The sequence below is a fragment of the Bradyrhizobium sp. MI1.11 genome (assembly GCF_055811255.1).
Genome location: NZ_JBVVPM010000012.1, coordinates 122141 through 142543, shown reverse-complemented (window position 1 = coordinate 142543; position 20403 = coordinate 122141). Strand labels below are relative to the sequence as shown.

Here is a 20403-nt window from a genome sequence, read left to right as displayed (position 1 = left end):
ATTGATAAATTTGCGTATTCGACGGATTTGGCGCCCGAGAGCCGATCGACGCGGTTCGCGCGGATCGTGTGGCCTGCGAAAGCTCGCCGTATCGGCGAGACCTTGTCTCGATCATCTGAAGCGTCCCAAAGATCTGGGCAGAACCGCTCGGTTGGCTCCGCCTCGCCTCTTGGAGCCGGCCGCCGGCCTTAAATCCGGTCGATCGCTGGACTTGGACAAGCATGCTCCAATCCGTGCAGCGTGGGCCAGGCAGCCCTGCACCGTACACTCGCTGGTATGGAGATGCTGCGCCATCTCGCGGGTGGCGCGTTCGGGCCGCGATGCAAGCGGATCTTGAAGCGATTGAAGCCTACTCGGCGGGCCGTGCGACCGCGGCACCAGAGCTCTCCGGGAGGTCGAGCGCTGCAAACGCCTTCGGTTTCCGCAAGCGCACGTAGATCTGCGCTGCCAGAAGCACCGCGCACAGGAGCAAAAAGAACGCGCTGATCGGCCGCTCGACGAAGATCATGGCGTCGCCCCGCGAGACCAGCAGCGAACGGCGGAAGTTCTCCTCCAGGCGCGGCCCCAAGACGAAACCGAGCAGGATCGAGGCCGGGTGGAAATCAAGCAGCAGCAGCAGATAGCCGACCAACCCGACGACGACAGTCTCGCCGACCTGGAACATGTCGTTGTTGGTCGAGTAGACGCCGATCGCGACGAAGAACAGCGCGCTCGGATACAGATATTTGTAGGGAATCATCAGGAGCTTCACCCACAGCCCGATTAGCGGGACGTTGAGAAGCACCAGCATGACGTTGCCGATCCAGAAGCTTGCGATCAGGCCCCAGAAGATGTCCGGATGCTCCTTGATCAACTGGGGCCCGGGCACGATGCCCTGGATCATCAGCGCACCAAGGATCAGGGCCATGACAGCGTCGCCGGGAATGCCGAGGCTCATTGTCGGGATGAAGTCGCCCTGCACCGACGAATGCGTAGACGCCTCTGGACAGGCGACGCCTTCGATCATCCCGGTTCCGAACTTCTCAGGTGTCTTCGAAACCTTCTTCTCGGCCGCGTAGGAGATGAAGGAGGCTATCGTCGGTCCCGTTCCCGGAATGAGCGAGCAAAGGCTTCCGATGATGGTGCCACGCAACATCGCCGGGATCGAGCGGCGAAGTTCATCACGCGATGGACGCAGATCGCGCAGGCCGACGTTCGAATAGCGCGTGTTCACCTCGGAGTATTGATTCACGCTCTTCATGAACTCGGCGATGCCAAATAGACCGAGTGCGAGTCCGACGAGTTCGATGCCGTCAAGGAGGTTCGGAATGCCGAACGTGAAGCGCTCCGTGCCAGTCTCGACATCCGTTCCCACGATTCCCAGGAAGAGGCAGAGCAAGGTCATGGCAATACCCTTGAGAGGTGAGCCCTTCGCCAACGTCGAACCGGCGAGCAGGCCCAGAAGCATCAGTGAACAAATCTCGGTCGGACCGAACTCCAGTGCGACCTTCACCAGCACCGGCGCCAGAAAGATCATCTCCAGGATGCCCCAAGAGGCGCCGACAAACGACGACAGTACCGTGATGCCGAGCGCCGCACCTCCGCGGCCTTGCTTCGTCAACGGAAACCCATCGAGGCACGTCACCGCGTGCGGTGGATGGCACGGCAGGTTGAGCAGGATGGAACAAATCGCGCCGCCGTATTGCGCGCCATAAAACACGCCTGACAGCATCAAGATCGCGCCGACCGGGGGAATGCCGAACGTTAGCGGGAGCAGCACGGATATCGTGGCGAGAGGCCCCATTCCTGGCAGGACCCCGACCATGTTGCCAACCAGAACACCGACGAAACACCACATGAAATTCTGTGGCTCGAAGGCGACCCCGAAGCCGTACCAGAGATCGGAAAGCGCGCTCGCGAACATCTAGAACCCCCAACGGTACAGCGGGAAAGGAACCTTCAGCACGTAAGAAAAGAGGAGACAGCCGGCGACCGTTACAACCACAGCCAGGACGGCCGAGCTTGTCACTGTTGCGGTCCTGTCGCCGAGCGCGGAGACGAACACGCACATGAAGGTGGCCGCGGCCATGCCAAAATAGACGCCGAAGAGGACGAACATTAGCGGGCCCGCGAGGATGCAGGCCCAGCCTCGCCATTCCATCGCGGCCGGCAAGATGCGCTCTCCCTCTTCAAGAGGCGTCGCCAATCCCGTGACGAAGATCAACGCTCCGACGATCACCATCATGACACCGAGCATGAACGGAAACATGCCTGGTCCTATGTGCGCGAGGGTCCCGAGCGAATAGGTAGCCGAGTTGAAATCGATCCCGGCGCCTAGCAGCACCATGAGCAGCCCGGCGTAAAAGTCCTTCTTTCGCAGCACGATCGGCATCTGGGCCCTCTAAGTGGTTTTGGTCGCTATCACGACGAGCGCCGACGCCGGTTCGGAAGACACCTGGATCAGCTTGTGCGGAATCGTGGAATCGAACTGGATGCAGTCGCCGGGATTCAAGGTCTCCTTGCGCTTTCCAATGACGAGTTCGATCCGGCCGGCGAGGATGAACAAGATCTCCTCACCTTCGTGGTGGCTCATGATGCGACCGCGCTTCGCCGTCTTGGTCGGCCGCACGATGAACGCGCGCATCGTGCGTTCGGGAGCCAGTCCAGCGACAAGCGACAGGTGCGTATCGACGTCGCCCGCCTTCCCGTTCTTCGCGCGGACGATCGTGATCGGGTCGTGGTCGTCGGGCTGGCCGTAGAAGTGGTCTAAGGTAGTCCCCAGAGCTTCGGCGATCTTCAGCGCGGAGCCTATCGAAGGAGAGGAGAGCCCGCGTTCCAGCTTGGAAAGATAGCTGCGGGTCAGACCGGAATCGGCGGCAAGCTGCTCCAGCGTCATGCCGCTCTGCACGCGGAGAAATTTGAGGTTGAGTGCCATTGCGCTCGGATCTTTCCGAAGTTGTTGCCTGCATCGATCTCGCACCAAACCGTCGACAATTCAAACTGTAGAACGGGTTCTCCGACCGATCACAGATCCAGCACCAGTCTCTGTCCGGCGCAGTCGCCCACGCAGACGATGAGTTCATTCTCCCGTTCGGCGGGCGAAAGCACGCGATCGCGATGGACGGGGGGCCCCTCGGTCCAGCGCGTGCGGCAGGCGCCACAGATGCCTCCGCCGCAAGACACGGGGACGTCGACGCCGAGCGCATCCAGCGTCCCGAGAAGACCGACATCCGGCGTGACGGTCGCCAACTTCTTGCTCGCCGACAGATAGAGTTCGTAGGGCGGCACGTCGCTTCTGACGGAAACCTTTGGCGGCGCGAACATCTCGATGTGCTTCCGCTCTTCCGGCCAGGACGAAACGGCAGCTTCGAAGGCCTTCAGCATCGGGTCGGGTCCACAGCAGGCCGCCAGACCGGCCTCGGCGAATTCCCCGACGATCGCAGCGACCATGGGCTTGGCCTGCTTGGTCGTGTCGTACAAGCGGACGCGGCCCGCTTCGATCGCAGGCCCGATCATGTCGAGCAGGACCGGCTGCCCGCGACTGGTCCAATGCAGCACGTAATTCGAACGCCCCCGACGCTCGAGATGCCGGATCGCGGAGATGAACGGGGTCACGCCGATGCCTCCCGCAACGAACACGTTCGTTGCCTCCGGATGCAGCGCGATCCCGCCGCGCGGCAGCGAGACGGAAAGCGGCTGTCCCGCCTCCACGCGTTCGTGCAGGAAATTCGAGCCGCCGCGGCCCTCGCGTTCCCGCTTCACCGCGATCACGTAGCGCCGATTGTCGTCCGGCTCGTTGCAGAGGGAGTAGGTCCGGACGAGACCCTGCCCAAGATGGACGTCGATATGCGCCCCGGGCCGAAACGGAGGCAGCTCCCAATCGTCCTGGTCGACCAGCGTGAAGCGCTTGGTGTCGTTGCCGAGATTCTCGACCTTCGAGACAATTGTGGAAACCGTCTTGATCGCCTTCGCCATCTAGATCGGCCTCACTGCGTCGCCGACACGCAACGTGCCCCCAGCGATGATCTTGCAGTTCAACCCCGACCGGTTGATCAGCGGGTCGAAGACCGACTTGCCGAGTATCTCCTCGATATGCCGGCATGGCGTCGAGAGGCGGGTCGCCTCGACGATCGTCTCTCCCAGCCGAAAGCGACGGCCGACGAGATGATTCAGCGGGACGCCTTCGACGGTCACGTTGCGGCGATGTTCCTCCGGCAGCAACTCGATCTTGTGGTCGCGTCGCAGCGCCTCGAGCGTCTCCACCTCGAACAGGGTGACCTGCCGTCCCTCCTCCGGCTTGTGCGAGTAGAATCCGGTTTCGTGGCCGACGAAATATCGATCACCCTTGATTCCGCGTCCGGCGACGAGCTCGAGCGAAGGAAACGAGCGCATCGGCAGAAAGGCTCGCGGGGTCTTGTGCAGGAAGCGCACGACGCCCTGCCAGGACGTCGCGACCTGGGACTTCTCGATTGCGATGGCGTCCATCTTGGTTCTCCTAGGCCGTGATCCGAACGGTTTCAGCGTGAAACGGTGAGCGATTTGTCCAGTGTCTGACGCACATCGGATCGCACCTCGATGACGACCGGTCCTTTGGCCGTCATGGCCTCAGCGACCGTCGACGGAGCGCTCTCCGCGTCCTCGACGACGAATCCCTTCGCGCCGAAGGCACGTGCCAAGGCGGCGAAGTCGGGGTTCGAAAGATCAGTGCCGTACGGACGATCGGGGAAGGCCCGCTCCTGATGGGAACGGATCGTCCCGTAGGACCGGTTGTTGGATACGACGATCTTGAGGTTCGCCCCTCTAGCGACGGCCGTCGCAAGTTCGTTGCCCGTCATCAGGAAGCCGCCGTCTCCGCAGAAGGCCACGACCTGTCGCTCCGGAAATCGAAGGCTCGCAGCGAGCCCGGACGGGACCCCGCTGCCCATTGCACCGCAAGCCGAGCCGAGCAGCCGTGCAGTCGGCTCGAGGCTGAAGATGCGATGGACCCATCCCGCGAAGTTGCCGGAGTCCGTCGTGACGATGCCGTCGGGCTTGAAGTGTGTAGCGATGGCCGCCACGGCGTGACCGAAGACGTCTGCGGACGGTACGCCGAAACGAGGCCAGCCGTGTGTGGCCGTCCGCACCGCGGCTGCTGCTCTGAGCCACTCGGTCCGGTCCGGCGCTGCCGCGGAAACGGCGAGCATGGCCGATACGAACGCATGCGATCCAGAAACGACCGCGACGTCGGTCTGGACGCGCTTTCCGATCGCATCAGAATCCGGATAGACATGGACCAACGGCTGGCGCGGCTCGGCCTGCCGGGGAAACGCAAAGCCGAGCGAGGACAGGTCGCCCAGACGTGTCCCGACGGCAACGACGAGGTCTGCGCGTTCGAGCAGTTTTGCATGAGGTTGAGAGGGAAAGAACCCAAACTGACCGGCCCACAGCGGGTGAGCGTTCGGAAATTGGTCCTGCATCTTGTTCATGGTGATGACTGGGACGTTCCACTTCTCGGAGAACGCGACCAGGACTTCGCGGAACGATCCCGTCCGGCATTCGCCGCCGATCAGCAGGATCGGTCGCTCCGCTTCCGTCAACGCCGCCGCCGCCCTTTCGGTGGCCGCGTTGCCCGGCTCTGGATGCGCGAGTCCGTTTGTCCTGACGGCAAGCCCCTCTGCGGCTTCCTCTAGGAGATCCTCAGGCAGCTCGACGGCGACCGGGCCGGGCGTTCCCGCATGGGCCACCGCGAACGCGCGGGCCATCATCTCAGGAACGAGATCCGCCGAGTTCAGACGCACCGACCATTTCAGCACGCCATCGAACGAACGGCCACAGTCGATCTCCTGCACAGCGTCCCGCGCAAGATTCGGACGGTCGACTTGACCGACCAGCATCACCAGCGGAATCGCTTCCTGCGCGGCGACATGCAGTCCAAGCGCGGCGTTGAAGGCGCCTGGGCCACGGCTCGCCATCACGACTCCAGCGCGACCCGTGAGCTTGGCGTCGGCGACGGCCGCAAGGCTTGCACTTCCTTCGTGCCGACAGGTCACCAGATCGAAATCGCTGCGGTCGCGCAGCGCATCCAGCAGCGCCAGAAAGCTTTCTCCCGGCACGCCGAAGGCCCGGTCGATCCCATGGGCGACGAGACTGTCCGCGACCAGTTCGGCGACGCGATAGGTCATGCGACGCTCCCGTCCTGCTTGATGGTCCGGACCTCGCCGGCGACGTGCAGCGGCGCCTCCGTCCGATCGCGCAGCGCCTGAATCGTGAGGCCGTCGAGCAGCGCCCAGACCGCCAGCCCTCCCTCCGTCACGTCGATGATGGCGAGGCTGGTGAATATCCGGGTCACCACTCTACGCGCGGTGAGTGGATACCCGCATCGCTCCACGATGCGGGAACGACCATCCTTCGTGGTGTGATCCATCATCACCCAGATCGACTTCGCGCCGACGGCTAGATCGATTGCTCCACCGATGCCGGGCGGAGACCCATTGTCTCCGGTCGTCCAGTTGGCAAGGTCGCCGTCCTTGGAGACCTGGAACGCGCCGAGCACGGCGACGTCGAGATGGCCGCCCCGCATCATCGCGAATGAGAGGCTGGAGTCGAAGTAGGAGCCACCCGTCCGAAGCGAGATCGGCATTTTCCCGGCGTTGATGAGATCCCAGTCCTCTTCGCCTGCCGCTGGCTTTGGGCCTACGTTGAGGATGCCGTTCTCGCTGTGAAAGATTACGCCCGAACCGGCCGGCAAGTAGTCGGCCACGTGCGTAGGAGCGCCGATCCCGAGATTCACGAAGCCCTCCGCCGGCAGATGAAGCGCGACCATGCGCGCCAATGCGTCGCGTGAAAGCGGGGTCATCGAGGGCTCCTTGCGAAAACGCGGTCGACGAAGATGCAGGGCGTGACAATGGCTTCCGGATCCAGATCGCCGGCTTCAACCACGCGGTTGACCTCCACGGCCACCGTGCGGCCGGCGGTCGCCATGACCGCGCAATGATTGCGCGCCGTCTTGTTGTAGGTGACGTTGCCGAGCGTGTCGGCGAGATGCCCCTTGACGAAAGCAAAATCTGCCCGAAGCGGAAGCTCTAGAATGAACTCTCGTCCTTCGACGACGATCTTCTCTTTGCCCTCCGCGAACACCGTTCCGACGCCGACGGGAGAAAGGAAGCCGCCAAGACCGGCGCCACCCGCTCGGATGCGTTCCACCAACGTGCCCTGCGGAACGAGTTCGAGTTCGACTGTGCCGGCACGATATTGCTCAGCGAATTGCTTGGCACTGCGCGGGTAGGAGCAGACGATCTTGCGGACGATCTTGGCCTCGAACCACAACGACAGATCGTCCTCTGTGGAGCCCGCGTTGTTCGATACCAGCGTCAAGTCGCGGACCCCCCTGTCGAGCACCGCCTTGACCACTCCGAGCGGAAGACCCGCTCCGCCGAACCCGCCCATCATGACAGTGTCGCCGTCCTTGATGCCTTCCACCGCCGCTGCCGCATTCTCAACCACTACGTTGCGCATCGTTTCGTCCGCCGTGTTTGCTACGGGATTGACTTGAGGTACGTCGTCGACAGGCCGCGACCGACCCGATCGAGCAGCATCTCGTTGGTGCCGTCGGCGTAGGCCGCCATCCGGACCTCGGCGAAATGCATATTCAAGCGGTGGGCCGCGCTGGCGCCGGTCGCGCCCACGATCCGGACACACTGATCGATGCCCCAGAGCGCGGTATCGACGGCGAACTTCTTGGCTTGCGCCGCGAGCGCTACCGGATTGCCTCCGGTCTGTATCTGTTCAGCGGCTCGGAAGACGAGTGAGTTGGCGGCCTCGAGCCTGACCGACACCTCGGCGAGTTCCCATCGCAGGCCCTGATGCCCGGTCAGCGGTTTTCCGAAGGCCTGCCGGCCTTCGCAGTAATCGACAGCCTCGCACAGCGCCGCATGCAACGTCGCGACGCACATGGCAGCCACGTGGACGCGAGCCGCGTTGACGGAGGTCATCGATGCTTTTAGCGCGGCGCCCGGCGCGGCGATCAGACACCACTCCGGAATGAAGTGAGCGTCGAAGGCCACCTCGGCCAGGCGGAAGGAACGCGCTCCCGCAACGACAATCTCGCTTCGCCGGACCGTATTGGCCTCGCCGAACGGCACGTAGAAACTGGCGATGTCCCCTGCCCCCGCCGCATCGCCCACGCGGGCCAGGACGATCAAGCCTCCGACCAGCAGGCCGTCCGTCATCCAGGCCTTGGTGCCGCTCAGAGCCCAGCCACCGTCGACCGGAACGGCCGTCGTGGTAAGCGCGGAGACATCGCTCCCGCCCGCAGGCTCGGTCATGGCCGTCGTCAGGAGAAGCTCCCCGCGCAGCGCGGGCTGCAACAATCGCTCGATCTGGATCGGCGTACCTGTCTGGGAAAGGCGCGTCGCTCCGCCCTGGTGATGGTTCAGGCAGAACGCCGCTGCGAAGCCGTGGCGCGCCATCTCCTGCGCTACGCGGATCTTGCACAGGTACGACGCTTCCAAGCCGCCGTGGGCGCGCTTCGCCTGAAGTCCCAACATGCCGAGTGACGCCCATTCGGCGATCCATTTTTCGGGAAACGCCTCGCCCGTCATGTGAGCTGCGAAGACACTCTCCGAAAAGGGGCCGGCGCAGAATGCCCGCGCCTTCGCCACATGCTCGCGCTCTTCCGCAGAAAGTTGAGCGTCGTACTGGTGATAGAAGTCCATAGGAGATCCTTCGGCGAGCTACTTCTGAATCGGCGCTCCGATATCCTTGGCCCACTGATTCCAGTAGGCCTCTTCCTTTCCGACATCGGACGTGAAGCTCTCCACCGTCGAACCGGTGATCAGGGTGGCGCCGATCGTTTCCAGTTGCTTCAGGAACTCCGGATCACTCGAAGCCTTGTCGAGGGCAGCGCCAAGCTTGGCGACGACGTCGGCGGGAAGGCCCGGCGGACCCGCGACTCCGAACCACGGGGAGATATCGATCGGCTTGCCGCCCGCCTGTTCGATCGTCGGCAGATCCGGAAAGGCCGGCGACCGCTCGGCTGACGTGACCGCGATCGCCTTGAGGGTGCCGGCCTTGACCTGCTGACCGATCGTGGCTTCGGTAAAGAAGCCCACCTGCAAAATCCCCGACATGCAATCGACTATCGGCTGATTGCCGCCCGAATAATTGATGAACGACATTTTCGTGTCGTAGGCCATATCGAACAGCGTGCCACCGATGTGGGATGTCGCCCCGAACGTGCCGCCGAAGTTCACTTCTCCCGGATGCGCCTTCAGATAGGCGACGAGCTCCGGAACGCTGGACACGGGAAAACTCGGGTTCAGGACGAGCAGATTCCGCTGCTTGGCGACCTTCCGGATGTAGGTGAAGCCCTTCTGCTGATCATAGCGCACAGACGCATAGAGCGCTTTGGCGCGCGTATTCGAGGACTCCACCGCGACGAGGAGCGTGTACCCGTCGGGCTTCGCGCGGGAAACGTTTGACGCGGCGATCATTCCGCCGGCGCCGCCGTTGTTCTCGATGATGACGGTCTGGTTCAACTCCTTCGAGAGAAGGCGGCCGATCACGCGGCCAATGATGTCCGTGGGGCCTCCAGGCGGGAAACCGACGACCAGCTTGATCGTAGTGGAGGGGTAAGCATCGGCAGCCTCGGCCGGATCGGCGATATGTCCGACGCAAAGAACAGCCGCGCCGACGATGATGGACGCGGCTTTTCGGAATAAACGAAACATGCAGCACCTCTCTCGAAGAATGGCCAACCTTCGAACTAAGGACACTTTGTGTCAAGTATGAAACTGACGTGACGCGATACTGAACCGCACAATGACTCGGCAAAAACTGCGGAAAAAGCTTCCAATTGCAGAATTTTGCGGCATTTGTAACGCAATTTCGTTTTCGAGTTGTCGGATATTGCGGTTCCACACTTGCTCAAATTCGGCTTTTGTGTTCTAGACGATCGGTCTACTGAGGACACAAATGACAAAATCTCCAGATAATCGCCGCCAGCCGGCCGAGGCGGCCCGACACGACATTGGGTACGCGCCAACACGCGACGTTCTGATCCGTTGCGGAATGGAAGTGATGACCCAACAGGGATTTGCCGCCACGGGCCTGGACGCACTGCTGCGCCGCGCCACCGTGCCGAAGGGCTCGTTCTACCATTACTTCGAGAGCAAGGCCGAATACGGCCGCGAAATCATGAAGGAGTACGATTCCTTTTTCCGGCACAAACTGGACCGCGTCCTGAACGACGAGAGGCTCGCGCCGTTGGCACGCATGCGAGCCTTCGTCGAAGACGCCAAGGCAGGTATGGCGAAATACAGCTACACGCGCGGCTGCCTCGTCGGAAATCTCAGCCAGGAAGTCGAGGCGCTACCCGACGATTACCGGTCCGCCTTGGACGAAATCATCAAGGGCTGGCAGCGGAAGGTGGCGCATTGCCTGGAACTCGCGCGCGACGCCGGCGAGATCGGAGATGCCGCGGACTGTGATGTCTTGGCCGAGTTCTTCTGGATCGGCTGGGAGGGGGCGGTGATGCGGGCGCGCCTCGTCAGGAACGGCATGCCGCTCGATACCTTCATCTCCGGCTTCCTCGCTGGTCTCCCGCGCCCGGACGGGGCGAAGCCGCGGTCCAAAAGAAACGTGAAATAGGAGTTCAAGTTGTTCAAAGCCGTTTTGATCGAAAAGGACGAACAAGGATACCGCGCCGGGGTGGCCGAGTTGCCCGAGGCTCGCCTTCCCGAAGGAGACGTGACCGTCGACGTCGAGTACAGCACCCTGAACTACAAGGACGGCCTTGCGATCACCGGCAAGGGTCCGATCGTCAGATCCTTCCCGCTGGTGCCGGGGATCGACTTCGCGGGTCTGGTCTCGTCGAGTTCCGACCCGACCTTCTCGCCGGGAGACCGGGTCGTTCTCAACGGCTGGGGGGTCGGCGAACAACACTGGGGCGGCCTGGCCCAGCGAGCCAGCGTCAAGGCCGACTGGTTGATCAAGCTGCCGGCTTCGATGCCTTCCCGCCGGGCAATGATCATCGGCACCGCCGGCTACACGGCGATGCTATCGGTCATCGCGCTCGAGAAGTTTGGCATCCACCCTGGCACGGGCGACGTGCTGGTGACCGGTGCCGGCGGGGGCGTCGGCAGCATCGCGATCATGCTGTTGCATAAGCTCGGATTTCGCGTCGTGGCTTCGACTGGAAGACCCGACGAAGAGCCGTACCTCAAGAGCCTGGGCGCAAACGAGATCATCGACCGGTCCCAATTGTCGCAACCAGGCAAGCCGCTGCAGAAGGAACGGTGGATCGCCGCGATCGACTCGGTCGGCAGCAACACCCTCGCCAACGTGTGCGCCGGCATCAAAGCGGACGGAGCCGTCGCAGCTTGTGGCATGGCGCAAGGCTTGGACTTTCCCGCAAGCGTTGCCCCCTTCATCCTGCGCGGAATCGCCCTGTTCGGCATCAACAGCGTGACGCGCCCGAAGACGGAACGCGTCGAAGCCTGGGACCGTCTTGCCGCCTTGCTCACCGAGGCCGATCTGGAGAGATCGGCGGTCGAAATCGGTCTGAGTGACGTCGTCGCCTCCGCGGAGCGCCTCATGAGTGGCCAAGTGCGCGGGCGCACGGTCGTCGACGTCAATAGGTGACTTCGACCCCGAAAAACTGCGATGCGACTGTAGCGGGCCGGGCGTCGAAACCAGACGACGACTACGGCCCACCCAAACGGGAGATTTCGAAACGATGGCCGCTTCGGAACGAACTGCAAGCGAGGAACCCCTGCTCGGGTTCTCGACGCGAGCGATCCACCATGGGTACGACCCTGCCCATCACTCTCGCGCGGTATCACATCCCATTTACACGACGTCGACCTTCGCCTTCGGCAGCGTCGCTGAATTGGATGCGGCGGCTGCATTGGGAGGCAGGCTATACGCGCGGGAGTTCAATCCGACGACCGCGCGGCTGGAATCCCGCTTGGCAAGCCTGGAAGGCGCCGAAGACGCAGTCGTAATCGCATCGGGAATGGCTGCCTTCGGAGCGTTGATCCTTTCGCTGCTATCTCAGGGTGACGAACTCGTCGTTCATCGAACGCTGTATTCGAATACGACGAGTATGACCGAGCAGGGTTTACCCAGGTTCGGTATCAAGACCGTTCCAGTCGATCTGAGCGACCCCGCCAATCTCGATGCTGCTGTTACTTCACGCAGCAAAGCTGTCTACTTCGAGACCCCGATCAACCCAACCGGCGACGTCCTCGACATCGTTGCCGTTGCGGACCGTGCGCGACGAGCCGGCCTCTTGGTCTTCGTCGATGGTACGTTCGCATCGCCTGCGCTGCAAAGGCCTCTGCAACATGGGGCGGACGTCGTGCTGCACTCACTCACGAAGTACATCAGCGGACACGGAGACCTACTTGGAGGCGCTCTCTTGGGCCAGGCCGAACTGATCGAAGAAATCCGAGATCGCGGCCTCCGATATATCACGGGTGCCGTCCCGTCACCTGTGGCTTCGTCACTGATTCTGCGTGGTATCAAAACGCTTCCTCTTCGGATGGAGCGCCACGGATCCAATGCGCTTGCGATCGCGCGCATGCTCGATGCCCACCCGTTGGTTGAATGGGTGAACTATCCATTACTTCCGTCCCATCCACGGTACGCAATCGCGAAAAAGCAGATGTCGGCGGGATCCGGCATGCTGTCCTTTGGTCTCCGTGGAGGCTTTGAATCTGCCCGCCGCTTTCTCGACAATCTCAAACTCATTACGCTGGCCGTCAGCCTCGGAGACGCCGAAACGCTCATAATGCATCCTGCCAGCTTAGTTCGCGCCCGGCTCGCGGTTCGTCCGGAAGCACATCTTCAAAGAGGCGTCGAAGACGATTTGATTCGTCTTTCGGTCGGCCTTGAGGTCGAAGCAGATTTGCTCGGCGATCTCGAGCAGTCTTTGAGTGGGCTCTAGGACCGCGGTCCGCAAAGCAAGGATTGGAAAAATATGATCGCCGCCCCGCCCGGACTCGAGCCCGCCATGGACTTCGGTCAAATCGCTCTGTCTCCACAAAAGGAACTCGTTCGAAAATTCTACAAAGACATGTGGGACCACGCGGATATTACTCTGATCCCGGAGATATTTCACCCGGGCTTCACGTTCAGAGGCTCCCTCGGCCCCGTCCTCGTCGGCTACGACCAATTTGCGGACTACGTCAGATGGGTAACGGATTCCCTCGAGTCCTACACTTCGGACATCCTCAACCTCGTGGAGGAAAGCAACCGGGTTTCAGGTAAGCTTCGCTTCCACGGCATCCATCGAAGGCCGATGTTCAGTCACGCGCCGACCGGACGTCACGTCTGGTGGTTCGGAGCACCGATTTTTACGTTTCACGATGGCAGGGTCACGGATCTGTGGGTTCTTGGCGACGTCCACGGCCTCATCGCGCAACTCGCCCCGGACGCGGCGAGCAGACCCGAGTTCGCTACGAACGCCCGGTTGCAATCTTTGCCGTAAACGGACCTCAAAATGTTTAGTCTTCAGACCTTCCTACTCTTTTTGGCCGCCGCACTGGTCGTGGCGGTCACTCCGGGACCCGGCATCTTCTACATCGTCGCGCGCACGCTGGCCGGCGGCCGCAACGAGGGATTGGCATCCAGCGTCGGCCTGGGTCTCGGCGGCTTCGTACATGTGCTCGCGGGCGCGATCGGCATCTCGGCCCTGGTGATGGCGAGCGCCGAAGCGTTCACCGCGCTGAAGATCGCCGGTGCCTTCTATCTCATCTGGCTGGGCATCAAGACCTGGAGGGAAGCGCGCGTGACCGCACCGACCGACGTCCGGACGACTGGGCCAGGCTGTGCGCTGCGCGAAGGCATCGTCGTCGAAGCGCTGAATCCGAAGACCGCCGCGTTTTTCCTCGCCTTCATTCCGCAATTCATTGACACGACCGCGCACGTGGCTTTGCAGTTCGTCGTGCTCGGTACGATTTCCGTCGCTTTGAATACCTGCGTCGACCTGATCGTGACCCGTTGGGCGGCGAAGGCGAGAGATGGGCTCGCCGGACAACCAAAGTTCATTGCGCGGACGAGACAGACCTCGGGAGCCGTGATGTGCGGATTGGGAGTCGCATTGCTTGCCGCGCGACGCGCGAGCTAGGGTCCGCAGCCGGCAATACGTTCCCGATTCCGACAATTGAAATTGCTTCGTCGGCACTCGACCAACTCCCGTGCCATCCGAGATTCATCTCGTGAACGTCGCACGAAGCGGGGCGGCCTTACCCACTTCAGGAGGCCTGCTCACATAGGCTGTGATGAGATTTTTCTTGATCTCGCGGTCCACACGCCGCGCACACGCCGCCTTCTAAGCAATTGAAAAACTTGAACTCTCGCTCCAATCCATCATGGGCAAGTTTGAGCTAGGTCCAGCCAGCTGGGGATAGTCAAATCTACGTCCGCATCGCGCCAACGATTGTCCTACGGGCGCGCGGTGATTTGATCAACCGAAGCCTTCGATACTTTATTGACGCCATTTTTCGATATCGGACGTAAGTTTCACCTGGATGCGCCGTCACCCCTGTTCCCTGCTCGGATCTTCGGGCTGGTGCGGAATCGCATGGGCCAATGATACGGATGCTACCTGCCAGACGCTCCCGATCGCCGAAAGGAGATGATTGTGTTTGTGCCTGCAGTGAACTGCCCGGGCCACGAACTGGCGTACCAACATGTTGCTTCACGAGAATCGGTTGGCGAGGTCAGTTGTTTCACGTCGCCCAAGGTTAGAGGCGAGAGAGCACTTTCGCCTTTCCCCGCCCGACCGGATCTGCCCCGGATCGGCATTGACGGTTGGCGACGCAAGGCGGTCCCTGACTGTCAAGCCATTTCAAAATAGGCCACCACCAAAATCAAACTCGGATCGCGCCCTCTCGAAACATCGGCCCGCCGCTGACACCGCAGTTCGTTCAGTTGAGCCGGCTCACACTGGTTGTCTTTAGATTTTCGTTGATCTCCCGGTGCACACATCGTGCACAGGCCACCTTCTAACTCATTGAAATAACCAAAAACTCTTGGTCCAGTCCATCATAGTCAACCTTGAGCCATCGCAGGCAATTGTGGTCAAACGAGCGCGAATGATCAGTAGCGCGCATCGAAACTCGAGAAGTTGACACTAGGGTTTCGAGTAGAGGCATGGATCACTCGACGCCCCCCCAACACTGGCGGCGTGGAATGACGTGGCGGACGATTCAACCGGCGATGAAAGCGAAAATTGCCATCTCCAGCGCCTCATGCGCCCGCTCGACCTGTTTTCCAAACCGTCCAGCAGTACCGCCCTGGCAATCGGGGCGGCGGTTCAAGAGTATCAAACAATGACGTCGGGCAGAGACGCAATACGACCGGCTTGCCGCCAGCTACCTTGCCCTCGTTCAACGCCCGCCGATCGGGCTATGGCTGCGCCTTATTAAGATCGCGTTCTAGCCTTGTCGAATAGTTGTCGCTGCATCATCGTCACCAGTCGCACCCGCGATGTGACGGCCGGCGATATAGCCAAAGGTCATCGCCGGACCGAGATTGATGCCGCCTGAGGGGTAATAGCCGCCCATTATGCTGGCCATGTCGGCGCCGACCGCGTGCAGCCCCGGTATCGGTCGGTCTTCGCAGTCGAGAACCCGGCTACGTTCGTCCGTCTTTAGGCCGGCAAACGTGCCGAAGCTGCCGGGCAGCACCTTCACAGCGTAGAACGGTCCGATTTCGATCGGCGCCACGCAGGGATTGGGTTTTACGTCCGGATTCCCCCCCTTGCGGTTGAAGGGCGTTGAGCCGCGACCGAAGGCGGGATCCTGGCCCAGTCGCGCGTGACGATTGTATCCGTCGAGCGTCCGGGACAGGCCTTCCGGATCGATGCCGCAGGCGCGCGCCAATTCTTCCGGCGTTCGGCCGACCTTGATGTATCCGGATCGAATAAAGGGCGCGACCGGCAAGGGAGCCGGCCGCGAGATGCCGAGACCGTACCGTCGCTGGAAGCTGCGGGCGCAGATCAGCCAAGATGCGACCTCCCGACCCGGCGGCGTTTCACGGATCATGGCGCTGACGTAATCGTAGTAGCCGTTGGCCTCGTTCACGAAACGGCGACCGTCTGCCAAGACCGCAATAATGCCGGGCTTCGCCCGTTCGATGATGTGGGGAAAGCGCCCCACTGTCCCGTCCGGATACGGGACCAGCGAGACCGGGCACCAAGCACCGGGCGAAGCGAGCGACCTATCTACTTCACCGCCTGCCTCTTCGCCGAGACGCAGACCGTCCCCCGAGATAGAGTCCGGCGTGACCGACCAATGTTCTTCACCCGAAGGCGTGTAGCCGAACAGCTCGCGTCGGCGCTCCCGATCGTGCGGAAAGCCGCCACTCGCTAGAATCGTCCCACGACGCGCACGGATAGTGTAGTCAGCGTTCGGACCACCGACAATCGCACCTGTCACCACACCATCCTCGACGATGAGGCGCCTCGCCGGCGCCGACACGCGGATTTCGACGCCGAGATCCGCGGCAGAGAGGGCGAGCCGCGCCGCCAATGCATTGCCATTCACCAGCTGGGTCGCCCGGCCAAACAGTGCAAGGTCGAGGAGGTGGCGACCAACCCGTCTCGCGACATGGAGCGTCGAGCGAACCGAGCGCGTGACGCTCATGAACGCTGCGAGATCCGCGCCCGCCATGATCGGCAATCCCAGAAAGGACGTTTCGCGCAGCGGCCGCCTGAGCTCGCCGAATAGAGCACCGAGCTTCCGTCCGTTAAATGGCGCCGCGCAGACTTGGTGGCCGCCTGTCGCGGCCCCCGGCGTCGCTCCATGCATATCAGGGATGGCGTTGCCATCTACGAATTGGAGTTGGGTGTGACGCTCAAAGAACGCGACCATGCGTGGCGCTGCATCGAGAAACGCATCCACCTTGGCCGGTTCGTATCGATTGCCAAGTTCGTTGCGGAGATAAGTGCGTGGGGCCTCTGGATCTTCGTGGATACCGGCACGGCGGGCAAGCGGATTACCTGGCACCCACATCCAGCCGCCCGACCACGCCGTCGCGCCGCCGAACACAGCTTCCTTCTCGACGACGATCACCTTCAGGCCGTGCCATGCCGCGGTGACAGCCGCTGACAAGCCGCCGGCGCCTGAGCCGATGACAAGCACATCACACTCATCCAGTTTGCTTCCCTCTGGCCTCATTGGCATCGCGGTGTCCTCTTCATCGCGCTTTTGTCTTGGATTGTGATGAATTCAAGAGCACGCGCGCCCGCTCTGAGGCGTGTTACCTCGCGGCATGCCGTTCGAAGAACCTTCTGGACGAATCGGCGGCGGATTGAATCCGCCGGATGGTCGACCAATTCGCTTCTGCCGCAATCGGCGTCTCGATTACGAGCTGCGTCGCTTTTGGAAGCGCGTCCACTAGTTCATGAAGCGGCATGCTCCCTTCTCCAAGATGCAGCCGCGAACCGCGGGCTTCGGTCGGCAGATCGTTCAGCTCGGGAGAGATTTGAACCGCATCGGAGAGCTGCGCATAGGCGATACGATTGGCGGAAATGCCCGCGACGTCTTGCGGCGTGCCACCCGCACGATACAGATGCAGGGTATCGATGATCAGCCCAGCATTCGAACGGCCCGCAGCCTCGACCAAATCAAGCGCGTCCTTCCAAGTGGCAATGTCGCGGTAAAGCATGAACTCGAGCCCGACATGCAGGCCGAACCGGGCCGCCTCGTCGCAGAGGCGCCCGAACAGGTCGATACGCTGTGTCGGTTCGAGATATGCGTCGTTGCCAATCACCTCTGTGCCAATAGATGAAATGTGAGTGGCACCCAGTTCCGCTCCAACTTCAAGCGCAGGACGAAACTTTTCAAAATCGCTGGCTGGCGAGAGGATAAACGCTTCGACGTCGAATACGCGCATGTTGTGCGACTTCAACGCCGATTTGACTTTGCGGACGACCTCCGGCCGTCCGACAACCTCGTGCTGGAGGGGGTGCGCGGTGGCGCTCATCAACAATAGCCCTACAGCGCCAAAGCCACCGCTTGCGGCGCTTTCAATGAATTCGACGGGATCAACGCGACCGGCAGTAAGGTTGGCGACCGAGACACGATCGAGTGTAACTTCGTTCTTCATATTCAATTCCGTCATCGGCTCGATGATTTCGGTTGCCGGTTGCTCTGCTGCCCGCTCTTAGCGATAGCTAAAGCCAGTGCTTGCCGCCCACCAGTTCAAGATGGTGTCACGGTCCTTGAGTGCCTTTTCAAGATCGAGGTTCAGCAGCTTGACCTCGGCCAGGATCGGGAGCCCCTTTGGCGGCGTAACGCCATTGCGCACCGGATAAACACCGGCTTCGGCGAAGATCGTCTGCATCTCGTGACTCAATGCGAAATCGGCCAGCAGACGGGCCGCATTTGGATGTGGTGCGTTTTTGCTGAGGCCGATTGCGTTGAACTGAGCGACGCCGCCGGACACCGGAACTGCCATCGTGACCGGAGCTCCCTTGGCGATGATGCCTGAGATCGCAGTCGTGATGTTGAAGAAGTCAAGCGGCCTTTCGCCGGTTTGCAGCTTCGTGGCCATCACGCCCATGGACGGGTTCAATTCACCCTTGGCACTGCGGAAGCCTTTGAGGATGGCACCGCCTTTTTCAGGGCCGAATGTCTGATAGATAGCTGCGACAGTCGCGAACGTCGCCGAGGACGAGCCGGGATTCGACATGGCGCCGAGGCCATCCCATTCGGCCGGCGGGCTGATGTAATCCAGCCAATCCTTCGGCACTTGCTTGTTAGCCATGGATTCGTGATTGTAGGCAAACAGAATGAGGTTTCCATTGCCACGAACATAGCCGCCGCCTGGTGGAAGACCCAGCTTGCTTAGACTTCCTGCTTCATCGCTCGCAAAGTCCGCCAAGTACCCCGAAGTTTTCGCCGTGATGACGGTATCCTCGGCCTGATACATCACATCCAACAACGGCTTTCCAGCCGCGTTCTCGGCGACAAAGCGGTTGTATATCTGCCACGCATCACCGGTGGCGGACGTTACTTTGATCTTCGGGTATTTGGCGCCAAACGCCTTAAGCAACAACGGAACGGTGAATGGATCGCCGTAGACGACCAACTGGCCTTCCTTTTCCGCTGCCGCGACAAGCGTCGCATCTGCTGCGAACGCCGTCTGAGCAGTGGACAATCCACCCAATGCGCTGAGGACACCTGCGACTGCCAAACTTTGAAATACTTTGAAGCTGGCCCTTTTCATTCCCATTTGGTTTTCTCCCTGTAAATTTCAATATGATGAATTGTTGTCTTGTCCGCTCCGCTTCATACTTGGACGGCGCCCTGTCGCGGAACACTCCAAAGCCACGTCGAGCTACACCTCGCTGTCGAACAGATGGACATGCTCGGGAGCGATAGAGAGCGAGAGCTGATCGTTGATGGCGAACCGTTCGTATCCGTAAGTCACAACCAATTGCGGTCCTATTGGCGTGTCGACGCGTAGCTCGCGCCGGTCGCCGACAAACGTGACTTCTTGAACGTTGGCCGAGAGCCCGGAACCGGCGCCCTTGGCCACGCGCCAGGATTCTGGCCGCACCATGCACAAGGCATCGCGTTGCGAGGACGCATTCGCCATCTGACCTCGTGAAATGATTTCACCGGAGGGCAATGCGGCTACACTAGCCCCCTCGCTATTCGGGCGTACTGCTACCCGAAACAGATTCGCCTTGCCCAGGAATTCAGCGACGTAGCGAGCCGTTGGTCGGAAATATAGCTCCTCCGGCGGTCCCTTCTGGACCACCTTGCCTTTGCTGAACAGGAAGATCTCGTCACCCAGTGACATCGCCTCTTCCTGATCGTGCGTGACGAACAGGATCGTGGCGCCGATCCGTTGCTGTAGCTGTCGAATCTCATGACGCATCTCGACACGAAGCCGCGCATCGAGATTGCTCAACGGCTCATCCATCAGGATAAGCCTAGGATTGCCGACGAGGCACCGGGCAATCGAGACCCGTTGCTGCTGGCCGCCTGATAATTTCATAGCGCTCTTTTCGGCCTGATCGCTCAACCCGACAATCCTGAGCGTCTCTTGCACACGCCGTTCAATCTCGGCTTTGCCCAGTTTTTGCGCTCGCAGTGGCATCGCGACGTTGCCGGCGACTGTCAGGTGCGGCCAGACCGCATATGACTGAAACACCATGCCAAGACGTCGCTTCTCCGGCTGGATATCAACGCCGCGGTCCGAATTGAAAACAGTATCGTCGTCGATGATGATTGAACCGCCGTTGGGTCGCTCCAGCCCGGCGATGCAGCGGAGTGTCGTCGTCTTGCCGCAGCCGCTGGCTCCCAGCAACACCGAGATCTTTCCGGTTTGAAATCCTACGCTCAGATCATCGATCGCGCGTAATGGACCGAATGTCTTCGTCAGCCCTTCCACTCGAACGCTCATGTCGTACCTCTCTCGTGGAGCGTC

General features: G+C 61.3%; 19 protein-coding genes. 5 read left to right on the top strand and 14 right to left on the bottom strand.

What is annotated here, in order from left to right; translation table 11 throughout:
* Window positions 1-349: 349 nt before the first annotated feature.
* The 10 genes from AC0L30_RS15150 to AC0L30_RS15105 all read right to left on the bottom strand — a co-directional run bounded on the left by AC0L30_RS15150 (window position 350) and on the right by AC0L30_RS15105 (window position 9686).
* A complete protein-coding gene (locus tag AC0L30_RS15150) occupies window positions 350-1903 on the bottom strand; it encodes a tripartite tricarboxylate transporter permease (RefSeq protein ID WP_473404628.1) in 1554 nt (517 codons plus the stop codon).
* A complete protein-coding gene (locus AC0L30_RS15145) occupies window positions 1904-2371 on the bottom strand; it encodes a tripartite tricarboxylate transporter TctB family protein (RefSeq protein WP_007594310.1) in 468 nt (155 codons plus the stop codon).
* A 9-nt stretch (window positions 2372-2380) separates the two neighbouring features.
* Entirely contained in the window at window positions 2381-2914 is a 534-nt protein-coding gene (locus AC0L30_RS15140; RefSeq protein ID WP_007594313.1) for a helix-turn-helix domain-containing protein, read from the bottom strand.
* A gap of 89 nt (window positions 2915-3003) precedes the next feature.
* Window positions 3004-3954, bottom strand: a complete 951-nt coding sequence (locus AC0L30_RS15135; RefSeq protein WP_007594314.1) for a PDR/VanB family oxidoreductase — start codon at window positions 3952-3954, stop codon at window positions 3004-3006.
* On the bottom strand, window positions 3955-4464 hold the full coding sequence (locus AC0L30_RS15130) for an MOSC domain-containing protein (RefSeq protein WP_007594315.1): 510 nt from the start codon (window positions 4462-4464) through the stop codon (window positions 3955-3957). It lies immediately after the preceding gene.
* A gap of 32 nt (window positions 4465-4496) precedes the next feature.
* The gene (locus tag AC0L30_RS15125) at window positions 4497-6140 is read right to left on the bottom strand and encodes a thiamine pyrophosphate-dependent enzyme (protein ID WP_007594316.1); all 1644 of its coding nucleotides are present in this window, start codon (window positions 6138-6140) and stop codon (window positions 4497-4499) included.
* Entirely contained in the window at window positions 6137-6814 is a 678-nt protein-coding gene (locus tag AC0L30_RS15120; RefSeq protein ID WP_007594317.1) for a 3-oxoacid CoA-transferase subunit B, read from the bottom strand. The genes AC0L30_RS15125 and AC0L30_RS15120 overlap by 4 nt, the downstream gene beginning before the upstream one ends.
* A complete protein-coding gene (locus AC0L30_RS15115; protein ID WP_007594318.1) occupies window positions 6811-7473 on the bottom strand; it encodes a 3-oxoacid CoA-transferase subunit A in 663 nt (220 codons plus the stop codon). Before AC0L30_RS15115 ends, AC0L30_RS15120 begins: the two co-directional genes overlap by 4 nt.
* Window positions 7474-7493: 20 nt before the next feature.
* Complete coding sequence (locus tag AC0L30_RS15110) at window positions 7494-8672, bottom strand: acyl-CoA dehydrogenase family protein (RefSeq protein ID WP_007594319.1); 1179 nt, start codon at window positions 8670-8672, stop codon at window positions 7494-7496.
* An 18-nt stretch (window positions 8673-8690) separates the two neighbouring features.
* Window positions 8691-9686, bottom strand: a complete 996-nt coding sequence (locus tag AC0L30_RS15105) for a Bug family tripartite tricarboxylate transporter substrate binding protein (protein ID WP_007594320.1) — start codon at window positions 9684-9686, stop codon at window positions 8691-8693.
* Window positions 9687-9930: 244 nt separating this feature from the next.
* Here AC0L30_RS15105 and acuR point away from each other — a divergent pair, with 244 nt between their 5' ends.
* The 5 genes from acuR (at window position 9931) to AC0L30_RS15080 (ending at window position 14086) form a co-directional block, all read left to right on the top strand.
* Window positions 9931-10605 carry an acrylate utilization transcriptional regulator AcuR gene (acuR, locus tag AC0L30_RS15100; RefSeq protein WP_473404627.1) on the top strand — a complete coding sequence of 225 codons (675 nt, stop codon included), beginning with the start codon at window positions 9931-9933 and terminating at the stop codon, window positions 10603-10605.
* A 9-nt stretch (window positions 10606-10614) separates the two neighbouring features.
* Entirely contained in the window at window positions 10615-11598 is a 984-nt protein-coding gene (gene acuI / locus AC0L30_RS15095; RefSeq protein ID WP_007594325.1) for an acrylyl-CoA reductase (NADPH), read from the top strand.
* A gap of 94 nt (window positions 11599-11692) precedes the next feature.
* Complete coding sequence (locus AC0L30_RS15090; RefSeq protein WP_473404626.1) at window positions 11693-12904, top strand: trans-sulfuration enzyme family protein; 1212 nt, start codon at window positions 11693-11695, stop codon at window positions 12902-12904.
* A gap of 33 nt (window positions 12905-12937) precedes the next feature.
* Window positions 12938-13447, top strand: coding sequence for an ester cyclase (locus AC0L30_RS15085; protein WP_007594328.1), 510 nt, complete (start codon window positions 12938-12940; stop codon window positions 13445-13447).
* A gap of 12 nt (window positions 13448-13459) precedes the next feature.
* Entirely contained in the window at window positions 13460-14086 is a 627-nt protein-coding gene (locus tag AC0L30_RS15080; protein WP_007594331.1) for a LysE family translocator, read from the top strand.
* Window positions 14087-15398: 1312 nt separating this feature from the next.
* Here AC0L30_RS15080 and AC0L30_RS15075 read toward each other — a convergent pair.
* From AC0L30_RS15075 to AC0L30_RS15060, 4 genes are all read right to left on the bottom strand, one after another.
* Window positions 15399-17147 carry an FAD-dependent oxidoreductase gene (locus tag AC0L30_RS15075; RefSeq protein WP_007594332.1) on the bottom strand — a complete coding sequence of 583 codons (1749 nt, stop codon included), beginning with the start codon at window positions 17145-17147 and terminating at the stop codon, window positions 15399-15401.
* Between the two features lie 76 nt (window positions 17148-17223).
* Entirely contained in the window at window positions 17224-18072 is an 849-nt protein-coding gene (locus AC0L30_RS15070) for a sugar phosphate isomerase/epimerase family protein (protein WP_473404625.1), read from the bottom strand.
* A gap of 57 nt (window positions 18073-18129) precedes the next feature.
* Entirely contained in the window at window positions 18130-19200 is a 1071-nt protein-coding gene (locus tag AC0L30_RS15065; RefSeq protein WP_473404624.1) for an ABC transporter substrate-binding protein, read from the bottom strand.
* A 105-nt stretch (window positions 19201-19305) separates the two neighbouring features.
* A complete protein-coding gene (locus AC0L30_RS15060; protein ID WP_007594335.1) occupies window positions 19306-20379 on the bottom strand; it encodes an ABC transporter ATP-binding protein in 1074 nt (357 codons plus the stop codon).
* Window positions 20380-20403 lie beyond the last annotated feature (24 nt).

Bases quoted from the DNA above. Each gene is read 5' to 3' on its own strand.
- AC0L30_RS15110 (WP_007594319.1), bottom strand. From the start codon at position 8,672: ATGGACTTCTATCACCAGTACGACGCTCAACTTTCTGCGGAAGAGCGC.
- AC0L30_RS15135 (WP_007594314.1), bottom strand. From the start codon at position 3,954: ATGGCGAAGGCGATCAAGACGGTTTCCACAATTGTCTCGAAGGTCGAG.
- AC0L30_RS15090 (WP_473404626.1), top strand. From the start codon at position 11,693: ATGGCCGCTTCGGAACGAACTGCAAGCGAGGAACCCCTGCTCGGGTTC.
- AC0L30_RS15140 (WP_007594313.1), bottom strand. From the start codon at position 2,914: ATGGCACTCAACCTCAAATTTCTCCGCGTGCAGAGCGGCATGACGCTG.
- AC0L30_RS15080 (WP_007594331.1), top strand. From the start codon at position 13,460: ATGTTTAGTCTTCAGACCTTCCTACTCTTTTTGGCCGCCGCACTGGTC.
- AC0L30_RS15120 (WP_007594317.1), bottom strand. From the start codon at position 6,814: ATGACCCCGCTTTCACGCGACGCATTGGCGCGCATGGTCGCGCTTCAT.
- AC0L30_RS15125 (WP_007594316.1), bottom strand. From the start codon at position 6,140: ATGACCTATCGCGTCGCCGAACTGGTCGCGGACAGTCTCGTCGCCCAT.
- AC0L30_RS15085 (WP_007594328.1), top strand. From the start codon at position 12,938: ATGATCGCCGCCCCGCCCGGACTCGAGCCCGCCATGGACTTCGGTCAA.
- acuR (WP_473404627.1), top strand. From the start codon at position 9,931: ATGACAAAATCTCCAGATAATCGCCGCCAGCCGGCCGAGGCGGCCCGA.
- AC0L30_RS15130 (WP_007594315.1), bottom strand. From the start codon at position 4,464: ATGGACGCCATCGCAATCGAGAAGTCCCAGGTCGCGACGTCCTGGCAG.
- AC0L30_RS15105 (WP_007594320.1), bottom strand. From the start codon at position 9,686: ATGTTTCGTTTATTCCGAAAAGCCGCGTCCATCATCGTCGGCGCGGCT.
- AC0L30_RS15115 (WP_007594318.1), bottom strand. From the start codon at position 7,473: ATGCGCAACGTAGTGGTTGAGAATGCGGCAGCGGCGGTGGAAGGCATC.
- AC0L30_RS15065 (WP_473404624.1), bottom strand. From the start codon at position 19,200: ATGGGAATGAAAAGGGCCAGCTTCAAAGTATTTCAAAGTTTGGCAGTC.
- AC0L30_RS15060 (WP_007594335.1), bottom strand. From the start codon at position 20,379: ATGAGCGTTCGAGTGGAAGGGCTGACGAAGACATTCGGTCCATTACGC.
- AC0L30_RS15075 (WP_007594332.1), bottom strand. From the start codon at position 17,147: ATGCCAATGAGGCCAGAGGGAAGCAAACTGGATGAGTGTGATGTGCTT.
- AC0L30_RS15150 (WP_473404628.1), bottom strand. From the start codon at position 1,903: ATGTTCGCGAGCGCGCTTTCCGATCTCTGGTACGGCTTCGGGGTCGCC.
- AC0L30_RS15145 (WP_007594310.1), bottom strand. From the start codon at position 2,371: ATGCCGATCGTGCTGCGAAAGAAGGACTTTTACGCCGGGCTGCTCATG.
- AC0L30_RS15070 (WP_473404625.1), bottom strand. From the start codon at position 18,072: ATGAAGAACGAAGTTACACTCGATCGTGTCTCGGTCGCCAACCTTACT.